This is a genomic window from Pseudomonas sp. NPDC089554, from assembly GCF_050280645.1.
Classification (GTDB): Bacteria; Pseudomonadota; Gammaproteobacteria; order Pseudomonadales; family Pseudomonadaceae; genus Aquipseudomonas.
This window is the reverse complement of the sequence record NZ_JBNNVR010000123.1, coordinates 1-12342: the sequence shown is the minus strand read 5'-3', so window position 1 is coordinate 12342 and position 12342 is coordinate 1. Positions and strand designations below refer to the sequence as shown.

The 12342-nt window shown below is 63.7% G+C and carries 11 protein-coding genes; 10 read left to right on the top strand and 1 reads right to left on the bottom strand.

The genetic code is table 11. The annotated features are described in order from the left end of the window. Positions 1 to 727 (bottom strand): FAD-binding oxidoreductase (locus ACQKPE_RS24160; protein WP_427669192.1); only part of this gene is annotated, 727 nt, incomplete at its 3' end. Positions 728 to 897: 170 nt separating this feature from the next. Between ACQKPE_RS24160 and ACQKPE_RS24155 the strand changes: the two genes are divergently transcribed. The 10 genes from ACQKPE_RS24155 to purF form a co-directional block, all read left to right on the top strand. Beyond that, on the top strand, positions 898 to 1728 hold the full coding sequence (locus ACQKPE_RS24155) for an Asd/ArgC dimerization domain-containing protein (RefSeq protein ID WP_427669191.1): 831 nt from the start codon (positions 898 to 900) through the stop codon (positions 1726 to 1728). Between the two features lie 114 nt (positions 1729 to 1842). Then, positions 1843 to 2847: an aspartate-semialdehyde dehydrogenase gene (locus ACQKPE_RS24150; protein ID WP_427669190.1), complete on the top strand. Its 1005-nt coding sequence runs from the start codon at positions 1843 to 1845 to the stop codon at positions 2845 to 2847. A gap of 75 nt (positions 2848 to 2922) precedes the next feature. After that, positions 2923 to 5586, top strand: a complete 2664-nt coding sequence (locus ACQKPE_RS24145; RefSeq protein WP_427669189.1) for a FimV/HubP family polar landmark protein — start codon at positions 2923 to 2925, stop codon at positions 5584 to 5586. Between the two features lie 89 nt (positions 5587 to 5675). Beyond that, on the top strand, positions 5676 to 6530 hold the full coding sequence (gene truA / locus ACQKPE_RS24140; RefSeq protein ID WP_427669188.1) for a tRNA pseudouridine(38-40) synthase TruA: 855 nt from the start codon (positions 5676 to 5678) through the stop codon (positions 6528 to 6530). Positions 6531 to 6590: 60 nt separating this feature from the next. Further along, the gene (locus tag ACQKPE_RS24135; protein WP_427669187.1) at positions 6591 to 7211 is read left to right on the top strand and encodes a phosphoribosylanthranilate isomerase; all 621 of its coding nucleotides are present in this window, start codon (positions 6591 to 6593) and stop codon (positions 7209 to 7211) included. A 252-nt stretch (positions 7212 to 7463) separates the two neighbouring features. Then, positions 7464 to 8357 (top strand): acetyl-CoA carboxylase, carboxyltransferase subunit beta, encoded by an 894-nt coding sequence (accD, locus tag ACQKPE_RS24130; RefSeq protein ID WP_427669186.1) that lies wholly within the window; start codon positions 7464 to 7466, stop codon positions 8355 to 8357. After that, positions 8357 to 9664, top strand: a complete 1308-nt coding sequence (gene folC / locus ACQKPE_RS24125; protein ID WP_427669185.1) for a bifunctional tetrahydrofolate synthase/dihydrofolate synthase — start codon at positions 8357 to 8359, stop codon at positions 9662 to 9664. Before accD ends, folC begins: the two co-directional genes overlap by 1 nt. Further along, the gene (locus tag ACQKPE_RS24120; protein ID WP_427669184.1) at positions 9648 to 10313 is read left to right on the top strand and encodes an SPOR domain-containing protein; all 666 of its coding nucleotides are present in this window, start codon (positions 9648 to 9650) and stop codon (positions 10311 to 10313) included. Before folC ends, ACQKPE_RS24120 begins: the two co-directional genes overlap by 17 nt. Positions 10314 to 10467: 154 nt before the next feature. Continuing rightward, positions 10468 to 11022 carry a CvpA family protein gene (locus tag ACQKPE_RS24115; protein WP_427669183.1) on the top strand — a complete coding sequence of 185 codons (555 nt, stop codon included), beginning with the start codon at positions 10468 to 10470 and terminating at the stop codon, positions 11020 to 11022. A gap of 42 nt (positions 11023 to 11064) precedes the next feature. After that, positions 11065 to 12342: amidophosphoribosyltransferase (gene purF, locus ACQKPE_RS24110; protein WP_427669182.1), on the top strand; the 1278-nt coding region annotated here is incomplete at its 3' end.

The window sequence follows — 12342 nt, the reverse complement described above, 5'->3', positions numbered from 1 at the left end:
CCGCTCCAACCCACGCTACTTCCTGCCCTTCGGCCTGGAAGTCCGGGGTGCCCAGCACCATGGCGGTGAGGTTGCGCGGTGCGCGGTCCAGACGCATGGTGGCCTCGACCACGAAGCCCAGGGTGCCTTCGGCGCCGATGAACAGCTGGCGCAGGTCATAGCCGGTGGCGTTCTTTATAAGGTCGCGGTTCAGTTCGAGCAGCTCGCCCTTGCCGGTGACGACCTTGAGGCCAGCCACCCAGTTGCGGGTCATGCCGTAGCGAATCACCTTGATTCCGCCGGCATTGGTGCCGATATTGCCGCCAATTTGGCTTGAGCCACTGGAGGCGAAGTCTACCGGGTAGTACAACCCCTGTTCCTCGGCGAACGCCTGCAACTGGCGGGTGATCACCCCCGGCTGGCAAACCACGGTGCGGTCGAAGGCGTTGAAATCGAGGATCTGGTTCATGTTGTCGAAGGCCACTACCACCTCGCCGTTGGCGGCAACGGCAGCCCCCGACAAGCCGGTGCGCCCGCCCGACGGCACCAGCGCCACCTTGTGGCGGTTGGCCCAGGCGACGATGGCCTGCACCTGCTCGATGGTCTTGGGCAACACGATGGCAGAGGGCGCCGGCGGGTAGTGCTTGGTCCAGTCCTTGCCGTAGGCCTCGAGTGACGCGGGGTCGGTCAGCACCTTGCCAGGCTCGACCAGGGTCATCAGCTCATCAATTACCGCAGAGTGGGTCATCAGCAGAACTCTCGAACTATTCATGGTCACCCTGAGCACTCTTCACCTGGCGGGATAAGCTCAGACAGTGTCGCGTATGCTAGCATAGCCCTCCCGTCGTTCGTGCTAAGGCCGACGCCGCGCCGCTTTGCCCCCTCGCCATTTTTTCTCCGGGATACAGGTTTACGCAGATGAGCAAGACTTCTCTCGACAAGAGCAAGATCAGGTTCCTTCTTCTCGAAGGCGTCCACCAGAACGCTGTGGATACCCTCAAGGCTGCCGGGTACACCAATATCGAGTACCTCACTGGCTCACTGCCAGACGCCGATCTGAAGGAAAAGATCGCAGATGCCCACTTCATCGGCATCCGCTCGCGCACGCAACTGACCGAAGAGGTCTTTGATTGCGCGAAGAAGCTGGTCGCGGTCGGCTGTTTCTGCATCGGCACCAACCAGGTCGACCTGAACGCGGCCCGTGAGCGCGGCATCGCCGTGTTCAACGCGCCCTACTCCAACACCCGCTCGGTGGCCGAGCTGGTGCTGGCCGAAGCCATCCTGCTGCTGCGCGGTATCCCCGAGAAGAACGCCTCGTGCCACCGTGGCGGCTGGATCAAGAGCGCAGCCAACTCGTTCGAGATCCGTGGCAAGAAACTGGGCATCGTCGGCTATGGCTCGATCGGCACCCAGCTGTCGGTACTGGCCGAGAGCGTGGGCATCGGCGCCATGCGTTGCCATAGCCAGGCGCTGACCATCAAGCTGAACAAGGATGTACCCATCGCCGACATCGAAGGCATGATCAGCCAGCACAACCCTTGGGTGAAACTGGTGCCGAACCAGCGCGAGATCAGCATGCAGGAGCTGAGCCCGACCCAGGTTACCGGTACCCTGAACATCCCGGTTGGCCGTCTGCGCAAGCTGAACATGGGCTCCCAGTACCTGGGCGCGTTCACCGTCGGTGACCAGCTGCTGTGGGGCGCCGCCGAGCCGCTGCGCCGCATGCTGCGGATCCTGCTGGAGCGTTGACCGCTGCGCAATGCCCTCTGAACCCGCGCCCTTACCGGCGCGGGTTTTTTGTTTGTCTCGGCCCACAATCCAAGTAAAGTGCCGCTCCCGCCGTTCCAGCAGAGGATTCTTGCCATGACCCAAACCCTAGACATCGCCGTCGTCGGCGCCACCGGCAGCGTCGGTGAAACCCTGGTGCAGGTGCTCGAGGAGTTGGCGTTCCCGGTCGCGACCCTGCACCTGCTGGCCAGCATGGAATCAGCGGGCAGCAGCGTGATGTTCGCGGGTAAGAAGGTGCGAGTGCGCGAGGTCGACAGTTTCGACTTCGCCCAGGTCAAGCTGGCGTTCTTTGCGGCAGGCCCAGCCGTCAGCCGCAGTTTCGCGGCCAAGGCGCAGCAGGCGGGCTGCACGGTCATCGATTTGTCTGGCGGGCTCGACCAGGCGTTGGCGCTGGTTCCCGAGGCCAATGCCGATCAGGTCGCCAGCCTGACTTGGCCTGCGTTGGTCGCCAGCCCTAGCAGCGCAGCGGTGGCACTGGCGGTGGCACTGGCGCCGCTCAAGCACCTGCTGGACATCGAGCAGGTGCAGGTAATGGCGGCGCTGGCGGTGTCTGCCCAAGGACGTGAAGCGGTCAACGAACTGGCTCGCCAGACCGCCGAGCTGCTCAATGCACGGCCTCTGGAACCGCGCTTTTTCGATCGGCAAGTTGCGTTCAACCTGCTGGCGCAAGTAGGAGCCACCGACGAGCAAGGCCATGCGCTGCTGGAGCGGCGCCTGGTCGGCGAACTGCGTATGTTGCTGGGCCTGCCTGCATTGAAGATTTCCGTGACCTGCGTTCAAGTCCCGGTGTTTTTCGGCGATAGCTTCAGTGTGGCCGTGCAGAGCCGTCGCCCGGTCGACCTGGAGGCCGTCAACCAAGTGCTGGAGTCGGCCGAAAGTACCGAATTGGTCGAGCGCGACGATTATCCGACGCCAGTAGGCGACGCAGTCGGGCAAGACGTGGTCTATGTTGGTCGTGTGCGCCATGGCATTGATGAAGAACAGCAGCTCAACCTATGGCTGACCACCGACAACCTGCGCAAGGGGGCGGCGCTCAATGCCGTGCAGGTGGCGCAATTGTTGATAAAACACATGGCGTAAAAGATACTGGCCAGCAATTTTGTCCTACACCGTCGGCTGGTTTTGGGGACGATTCAAAATATAGGGAAGGGCTTCATGCTTCGAATTCGCAAACTGGTTCTGGCCATCGCGGCAGCTTCGGCGCTGTCGTCCGGCATGGCGAATGCGTTGGGGTTGGGAGAGCTGACCCTCAAGTCAGCCCAGAACCAGCCGCTGGATGCCGAGATCGAACTGCTCGACGTGCGCGACCTTACCGCCGCCGAGCTGGCACCGAGCCTGGCGCCGCCCGAGGAGTTCGCCAAGGCGAACGTGCCCCTGCCGACCTACCTGGAAGACCTCACTTTCACCCCGGTGATAAACCCCAACGGGCGTAGTGTGCTGCGCGTTACCTCGAGCAAGCCGCTGCCGGAGCCTGTGGTCAAGTTCCTGGTTCAGGTGATGTGGCCTCAGGGACGCCTGCTGCGTGACTACGACGTGGCGCTGGATCGCCCCCAGGCCGCACCAGGCCAGTCTTCGCCTGCCGCGATCAGCCCGGCGGTCAGCGCGGGCAGCTACACCACCAAGCGCCGCGATACCTTGTGGCAGATCGCCGCGCGCAACAGCCAGGGCGGCTCGGTGCAACAGACCATGCTGGCGATCCAGGCGCTCAACCCGGATGCCTTCATCGGCAACAACATCAACCAATTGAAAGTTGGGCAGGTCTTGCGCCTGCCCGACCAGCAGCAAATACAGAGCATTCCCCAGGGCGAGGCGGTTCGCGAAGTGGCCGAGCAGTATGCGGCCTGGCGCGAGGGACGGCGTCTGGGCCCGCGCGCCCGGCAGTTGGACGCCACTCGGCGTGGCGCCGCGGATGCCGCGCCCGCGCGTATCGCCCAAGGCGATAACCTGCGCCTGTTGAGTCCAGATGGGCAGGCCGGTGCGAACAACGCCAAGGCGCTCAGCGACAAGCTGGCCGTTACCCAGGAAAGCCTGGATACCAGCCGTCGTGACAACGACGAACTCAAGAGCCGCATGGTCGACCTGCAAAGCCAGTTGGACAAGCTGCAGCGGCTGATCGAGCTGAAGAACGACCAGTTGGCGCGTCTCGAAGCGCAGGGCGCCGCTGGGCAGCCGCCGCAAACCGCAACCCTGCCAGGTGAGCCGGCGCCGACGCAGCCAGCGGTCAACGCTCAACTGACCCCTGCCGAGCCTGTGGTCGCGCCCGCACCGGCCGCTGCCGACACTGCGCCGCAACCTGAGCCCACGAGTGAGGCTGAGGCCGCACCTGCTGTGCAGGAGAAGGGTGTGCTCGACGAGCTGCTGGGCAACCCGGTGTTGTTGGGCATCCTGGCAGGCTCCGCATTCCTCGTGCTGTTGCTGTTGTTGTTGCTGCTGGCGCGTAAACGCAAGGCCCAGCAGGAAGCCGAGAAGCACCTGCGCATGGCGCGAGCGTTGTCCGAGGAAAGCGAGCGTGCGCCGGACCTCGATCTGCCGCCTGGCAGCTTCGATAGCCTCGACGTTCCAGCGCCAAGCGTCACCTTTTCGCCAGCTGTAGTGGCCGCCTCCGCTGCTGCTGCGAGCGCAGCGGAGAAACCAGTGGTGCCTGCGCCGGTCGCAGCGGCGCCGTTGGTCGACCCTTCGGCGAAGCTGTTGGCCGAAGTCGACGAAAGCTTGGCCAAGGGCCGCCTGAACCACGCTGCCACGCTGCTGGAGCCCGCCGTGGCTGCACAGCCTGAGCGCAGCGACCTGCGCCTGAAGCTGATGGAGGTCTATGCGCGCCAAGGCGACCATGACGCCTTCGTAGGCCAAGAGCATCAGTTGCCGGCGTCGGTACAGAATCAAGCTGCGGTCGATGGTCTCAAGCAGCGCTTCCCGGCGATGCTGGGGGTGGCAGCGGCAGCGGCAGCGGCAGCGGCAGTGGGGGCTGGCGTTGGCGCTGCCGCCCTGGCGTCGGGGCTGGACGAGCAGTATGTACAGGAGCTGTTGCAGGACCAGGGTGAGGCTGGCGCAAGCGAGCCGTCGCCTGGTGAGTCTGAGGTTGCCGAAACGCCAGTCAGTGCACAGGATGACCTGGACAGTGCGTTCGACCTGAGCCTGGGTGATGACTTGCCAGCAGACGATCACCTCGAGCCACCCATGCTCGATGCCGACGAGGTGGCGGTACAGCCGCTGGATGCCGAATTCGAGGAACTGGCCGATACCCCTGCGCCAAGCAATGCCGATGACGACTTCGAGGCGCTGCTGGCCCAAGCTCAAGCCCAGGCCGAGCCGCAGAGCCTGGACGATTTGACCGAGTTCGACCTGGATGTCGGCGAACCCCAAGCCCCTGCTGGGGCCGAGGACGCCCCTGTCGATGTAATGGCCGAATTGGCAGCCTTTGACGAGGCCCCCGAGTTCGATCCGATTTCCGAGCTGGAGCTGCCGGAAGACTTCGATCTGTCGTTGTCGCTCGAGGATGAGTCTCCCGCGGCAAAGAACTTCGCTTCGGAGCTCGATGACGTCAACGCAGAGTTGGACAAGCTGTCGCAGAATCTCGATTCGCCATCGCAGGAGCCTCGGTTTACTGCCGAGGACGCCGCTATGGAGCCCGAGGCGCTGGACGACCTGGACTTCGATTTCTTCTCTGGCGCCGACGAGGTGGCCACCAAGCTCGACCTGGCGCGCGCCTACATCGACATGGGCGACAACCAAGGGGCTCGCGACATCCTCGATGAGGTGGTCAAGGATGGCGACAGCACCCAGCGCCAGGAAGCCGAGGACATGCTCTCGCGCCTGGTCTAGCTTCGCTCGCGTGAACGCAACGGCAGCCCAGGGGCTGCCGTTGTCGTTATAATGCCCGGCATTTCGTTCTCGCCACAGGTTTCACGTTCTTGGACATCAACGACATCGACACGGCCGAGTCGGCCGCCGAAGGCTATTCGCGCATCGCCCTGGGCGTGGAATACAAGGGTTCGCGCTATCGCGGCTGGCAGCGCCAGGCCAGTGGTGTGCCGAGCGTCCAGCAAGCGCTGGAGCAAGCGCTGTCGAAAGTTGCCGATTCCCCGGTGAGCGTGGTCTGTGCCGGGCGCACCGACGCCGGGGTGCATGGTTGTGGCCAGGTGGTGCATTTCGATACCAGCGCAGTGCGTGATGAGCGCGCCTGGACCCTGGGCACCAACTTCAACCTGCCCCATGACATCAGCGTTGCCTGGGCCAGGCCAATGCCGGCGCACTTCCATGCGCGTTTCAAAGCCACTGCGCGGCGCTACCGCTATGTGATCTACAACGATCCGATCCGCCCGGCACACCTCGCCGAGGAGGTCACCTGGAACCACCGTCCACTGGATGTCGGGTTGATGGCCACTGCCGCCCAGTACCTGCTGGGTACCCACGATTTCAGCGCGTTTCGCGCCAGCCAGTGCCAGGCCAAGTCGCCGGTCAAGCACATTCACCACCTGCGCGTCACCCGCCACGGCCAGATGATCGTACTGGACGTGCGTGCCACAGCGTTCCTGCACCACATGGTGCGCAACATCGCCGGGGTGCTGATGACCATCGGCGCGGGTGAGCGTCCGGTCGAATGGGCCCGCGAGGTGCTGGAGGGGCGCAACCGCCGCGAGGGCGGGGTGACGGCGCATCCATTCGGCCTGTACCTGGTGCAGGTGGAGTACCCAGAGGAGTTCGTGTTGCCGCAGCGTTACATCGGCCCACACTTTCTTACCGGCTTCGAGGCGTTGCTCGACTGACGGGTCAAACGTCATTTGTTACCATCGGGCCTTTCACCGATTACGCAAGGTTCGCTGTTCATGAGTAACGTTCGCACCAAGATCTGCGGAATTACCCGCCTGGAAGATGCGCTCGCCGCTGTCGAGGCCGGTGCCGATGCCATCGGCTTCGTCTTCTATGCAAAAAGCCCGCGTGCGGTGGATGTGCGCCAGGCCCGTGCGATCATTGCCGAGTTGCCGCCGTTCGTGACCACCGTCGGCCTGTTCGTCAACGCATCACGCTGCGAACTCAACGAGATCCTCGAGGTCGTCCAGCTGGACCTGCTACAGTTCCACGGCGATGAAACGCCCGCTGACTGCGAGGGCTACCACCGTCCTTGGATCAAAGCGCTGCGGGTGCGCCCCGGCGATGACCTGGAGGCTGCCTGCCAGCAGTATGCCGGTGCTCAGGGTATTCTCCTCGACACCTATGTGGCGGGTGTACCGGGCGGTACGGGCGAGGCCTTCGACTGGTCGCTGGTGCCGGCGCGCCTGAGCAAGCCGATCATTCTCGCGGGCGGGCTGTCAGCGGCCAATGTCGCACAGGCCATCGCCCAGGTTCGGCCTTATGCGGTAGATGTCAGTGGCGGCGTGGAGCAGGCCAAGGGCATCAAGGATGCTGCGAAGATCGAAGCCTTCATGCGAGCGGTGAAGCAGGCTTGATGCTGGATGTGACGGCTGGCGGCGCGCCATCGTCCATAGCTATCGCAGCCCATTGCTGCCAGGCCATGCCCGAGGGGCAGGCCAACGGAATACGCGGCGCCACGGGCGTCAGCGTACAGAATGAAGGTGGAGCGGCGCGCGGGCGGTCCCCGTGGCCGGTCCATCATCGGTTTACAGAAGAATTTGAGCTCAAGGGCTGGGGCAGGGCAGGCATGACGATGCCCCCACCGGCCAATACGGGAGAAACAAGGCATGAGCAACTGGTTGGTAGACAAACTGATCCCTTCGATCATGCGTTCCGAGGTGAAGAAGAGCTCGGTGCCTGAGGGGCTGTGGCACAAATGCCCGGCGTGCGAAGCCGTGCTGTATCGTCCGGAGCTGGAGAAGACCCTGGACGTCTGCCCCAAGTGCAACCACCACATGCGCATCGGCGCACGTGCGCGCATCGACATCTTCCTCGACGCCGAAGGCCGTGCCGAGCTGGGCGCTGACCTGGAGCCGGTCGACCGCCTGAAGTTCCGTGACGGCAAGAAGTACAAGGACCGCCTGACCGCTGCACAGAAGCAGACTGGCGAGAAAGACGCCCTGATCTCCATGAGCGGTACCCTGATGGGCATGCCGATCGTGGTCAGCGCCTTCGAGTTCTCCTTCATGGGCGGCTCCATGGGTGCCGTCGTTGGCGAGCGTTTCGTCCGTGCCGCCAACTACGCCCTGGAGAACCGCTGCCCGATGGTCTGCTTCTCGGCCTCCGGTGGTGCGCGTATGCAGGAAGCGCTGATCTCCCTGATGCAAATGGCCAAGACCTCCGCTGTGCTGGCGCGTCTACGCGAAGAAGGCATTCCATTCATTTCGGTGCTGACCGACCCGGTCTACGGTGGCGTTTCTGCAAGTCTGGCCATGCTGGGTGACGTCATCGTCGGTGAGCCGAAAGCGCTGATCGGCTTCGCCGGCCCGCGCGTGATCGAGCAAACCGTGCGCGAAAAACTGCCGGAAGGCTTCCAGCGCAGCGAGTTCCTGCTCGAACACGGCGCCATCGACCTCATCATCTCCCGCGAGCAACTGCGCCCGCGCCTGGCCCGTCTGCTGGCGCAGATGACCGGCCAGCCGACCCCGGCGCAAGCGCAAGAGGTCGCTGCGGTCGCGTGATGAGCCAACGTAGCCTGGGCGAGTGGCTCGCCTATCTCGAGCAGTTGCACCCGTCGGCGATCGACATGGGCCTGGAACGCTCGCAGCAGGTGCTGGCACGGCTTGGGCTCGGGCGCTTGGCGCCTCGCGTGGTGACGGTCACTGGTACTAACGGCAAGGGTTCCACCTGCGCCTTCGTTGCTGCGTTGCTGCGCGCCCAGGGGCTGAAGGTCGGTGTGTACAGCTCGCCGCACCTGCTGCGTTACAACGAACGAGTGCTGATCAATGGCGTCGAGGCCAGCGACGAGCAACTTTGCCAAGCCTTTGCCGCTGTCGAGGCGGCTCGTGGCGATATTTCCCTGACCTATTTCGAGATGGGTACCCTGGCGGCGTTCTGGCTGTTCCGCCAGTCGGCACTGGATGCCGTGGTACTCGAGGTCGGCCTGGGTGGGCGGCTGGATGCAGTCAACCTGGTCGACGCCGACCTGTCGCTGGTCACCAGCATTGGCGTGGACCACGCCGATTACCTGGGCAATACCCGTGAGTCGGTGGCGTTCGAGAAGGCCGGTATCTTCCGTCAGGGCAAACCCGCCCTGTGCGGCGACCTTGACCCTCCCCAGCCGCTGCTGGACAAGGCACGTGAGCTGGCGTGTCCATTCTTCTTGCGCGGGCGCGATTTCGACCTGATAAGCACGCCTGGCCACTGGCAGTGGCGCGGTCGCAAGCCCGATGGCACTCGCGTAGAACTGCACGACCTGCCATTGCTCGACTTGCCGATGGAGAACGCAGCCCTGGCGCTGCAGGCCTATCTGCTCATGGACTTGCCATGGCAGGCAGCGGACATTGTCAAAGCACTGCTCGATACCCGTATCACTGGCCGTCTGGACCGCCGCACGTTGACCTGGCAAGGCAAGGCTATAGAGCTGCTGCTCGATGTCGGGCACAACCCGCATGCGGCCGAATACCTGGCGCGTCGCCTGGCGACAAGGCCACCGCAGGGGCGCCGGTTGGCGGTGTTCGGTTTACTGGCCGACAAGGATCTGCAAGGCGTTGTCGCGCCGCTGCAAGGTCTGGTAACCGACTGGGCCGTGGCGCCACTGCACACGCCCCGTAGTCGCCCGGCTGCCGAGCTTGCCGAGGCCTTGACGAACCTCGGCGCGACGGTGAAGTCTTATGGGAGCGTCGAGGCCGCTCTGGAAGGGCAGTGTGCCCAGGCGATGGCGGGTGACCAGATCCTGCTGTTCGGTTCGTTTTTCTGCGTTGACCAAGCCTTGGAATGGCTTGAGCGGCAGGCTCTCGAGGATGGAGTAGATGGCAGTGCTGGATAAAGGGATGAAGCAGCGTATGGTCGGGGCGTTGGTGCTGGTAGCACTGGCGGTGATCTTCCTGCCGATGTTGTTCACCCGGGAGGACGAGATGCGCCAGGTGCGGGTCGAGGCGCCCGAGGCCCCGGCCATGCCGAGCCTGCCTGAAGTCAAGGTGGAGCCAGTGCCGGTACCGGAGCCGCAGGTGTTGCCGGATACGTCCGAGCAGCCAGCGGTGGTGGTCAATGAGTCCACGGCGCCGGTCACTGCGCCGAGTCAGCCGATCACGCCTGCCCCATCTCCTGCTTCGCCGGCTCCGGCGGCCCAGCCGCAGGCGCCGATTGCCAAGGCCGAAAGCCACCCGGCACCTGCTACGGCGCCGACTGCCACTGCGACGAAGCCTGCCGCTGCGTCGAAGATTGACGCCAATGGCTTGCCGGTAAGCTGGTCCATCCAGCTCGCCAGCCTGTCCAACCGGGCGGGTGCGGAAAGCTTGCAGAAAACCCTGCGTAGCCAAGGCTACAACGCCTATATCCGTACCTCCGATGGCTTGAACCGGGTGTTCGTCGGCCCGCTGATCGAGCGCGCCGAAGCTGAGCGCCTGCGTGATGTGCTGGGTCGCCAGCAGAAGCTCAAGGGTATCGTGGTCAGGTTCCAGCCAGAGCGCAGCTGAGCAACAGCCGCCAAGCTACCTGCGACGTCCCGTTCGCGAATTTTTCGCGAATGGGACGCAACATCCCTCGAAGGCGTATCCCGCCGACATTCCGCTTACCCCAAGCCTTGCGCTCTGTTAAAATGCGCCGCCTCAAACGTCTGCGGGCAGCATCGTGGCATTTACCTGGGTTGATTGGGCGATCATTGCGGTCATCGCCGTTTCCTCACTGATCAGTCTGAAGCGCGGCTTCGTCAAGGAAGCTTTGTCCTTGCTCATCTGGATCATCGCCGGCGCAGTTGCCTGGATGTTCGGTGGGTCGCTGTCGCAATACCTGGAAAGCTACATCCAGACGCCTTCGGCGCGAGTCATCGCCGGTTGCACCATTCTTTTCGTCGCCACCCTGCTGGTGGGGGCGATGATCAATTTCCTGATAGGCGAGCTGATCCGCGTGACCGGGCTGTCCGGCACCGATCGCTTCCTGGGCATGGCATTCGGCGCCGCGCGCGGGGCCTTGCTGGTGGTCGTGGCCATCGGGCTGCTGAGCCTGGGGCCGGTACAACAGGATCCGTGGTGGCAGGAATCGCGCCTGATACCACAATTTCTATTGGTTGCTGATTGGTCGAAGAACCTCATCCTGGGTTTCGCCGGTCAGTGGATGTCCAATGGGATCAGCGCACCGGTTGATCTTCCGTTCAAGGAACAGCTGCTCGGGCCAACCAAGCCCTGAGCGCTTTTCACTCAAGTTTCATCAATGTAGGGGTTGCGTCGCATGTGTGGCATCGTCGGTATCGTCGGTAAGTCGAACGTCAATCAGGCGCTGTATGACGCGCTTACGGTCCTCCAGCACCGCGGCCAGGACGCTGCCGGTATCGTGACCAGCCATGACGGCCGGTTGTTCCTGCGCAAGGATAATGGCCTGGTGCGCGACGTCTTCCAGCAGCGCCACATGCAGCGCCTGGTCGGTCACATGGGTATCGGCCACGTGCGCTACCCGACCGCTGGCAGCTCCACTTCGGCCGAGGCCCAGCCGTTCTACGTCAACTCGCCTTACGGCATCACCCTGGCGCACAACGGCAACCTGACCAACGTCGAGCAACTGGCCAAGGAGATCTACGAGTCGGACCTGCGTCACGTCAACACCAACTCCGATTCCGAAGTGCTGCTGAACGTCTTCGCCCATGAGCTGGCGGTGCGTGGCAAGCTGCAGCCGACCGAGGACGACGTGTTCGCCGCGGTGTCCCATGTGCACAGCCGCTGTGTTGGTGGCTACGCCGTCGTGGCAATGATCACCGGCTATGGCATCGTCGGCTTCCGTGACCCCAACGGCATTCGCCCGGTGGTATTCGGCCAGCGTCATACCGACGAAGGCGTCGAGTACATGATCGCCTCCGAAAGCGTCGCCCTGGATGTCTTGGGCTTCACCCTGATCCGCGATCTGGCGCCGGGCGAAGCGGTGTACATCACCGAAGACGGCCAGATGCACACCCGCCAGTGCGCGACCAACCCGCAGCTCAAGCCGTGCATCTTCGAGCATGTCTACCTGGCCCGCCCTGACTCGATCATGGATGGCGTTTCGGTGTACAAGGCGCGCCTGCGCATGGGTGAGAAGCTGGCCGAGAAGATCCGCCGCGAGCGTCCCGACCACAACATCGACGTGGTCATCCCGATCCCGGACACCAGCCGTACCGCGGCCTTGGAACTGGCCAACCACCTGGGCGTGAAGTTCCGCGAAGGCTTCGTCAAGAACCGTTACATCGGCCGTACCTTCATCATGCCCGGCCAAGCGGCACGCAAGAAGTCTGTGCGTCAGAAGCTCAACGCCATCGAGCTGGAGTTCCGCGGCAAGAACGTGATGCTGGTGGACGACTCGATCGTACGCGGCACCACCTGCAAACAGATCATCCAGATGGCCCGCGAGGCCGGCGCGAAGAACGTCTACTTCTGCTCCGCCGCCCCGGCGAGATCCAGCAGATCGCCGACCCGCGCACCCTCTACGAAGCGCCGTGCAACACCTTCGTCGCCAACTTCATCGGTGAGAACAACCGCC

Coding starts and splice junctions, on each gene's coding strand:
- accD (WP_427669186.1), top strand. CDS start 7,464: ATGAGCAACTGGTTGGTAGACAAACTGATCCCTTCGATCATGCGTTCC.
- ACQKPE_RS24120 (WP_427669184.1), top strand. CDS start 9,648: ATGGCAGTGCTGGATAAAGGGATGAAGCAGCGTATGGTCGGGGCGTTG.
- ACQKPE_RS24150 (WP_427669190.1), top strand. CDS start 1,843: ATGACCCAAACCCTAGACATCGCCGTCGTCGGCGCCACCGGCAGCGTC.
- folC (WP_427669185.1), top strand. CDS start 8,357: ATGAGCCAACGTAGCCTGGGCGAGTGGCTCGCCTATCTCGAGCAGTTG.
- ACQKPE_RS24155 (WP_427669191.1), top strand. CDS start 898: ATGAGCAAGACTTCTCTCGACAAGAGCAAGATCAGGTTCCTTCTTCTC.
- ACQKPE_RS24145 (WP_427669189.1), top strand. CDS start 2,923: ATGCTTCGAATTCGCAAACTGGTTCTGGCCATCGCGGCAGCTTCGGCG.
- ACQKPE_RS24135 (WP_427669187.1), top strand. CDS start 6,591: ATGAGTAACGTTCGCACCAAGATCTGCGGAATTACCCGCCTGGAAGAT.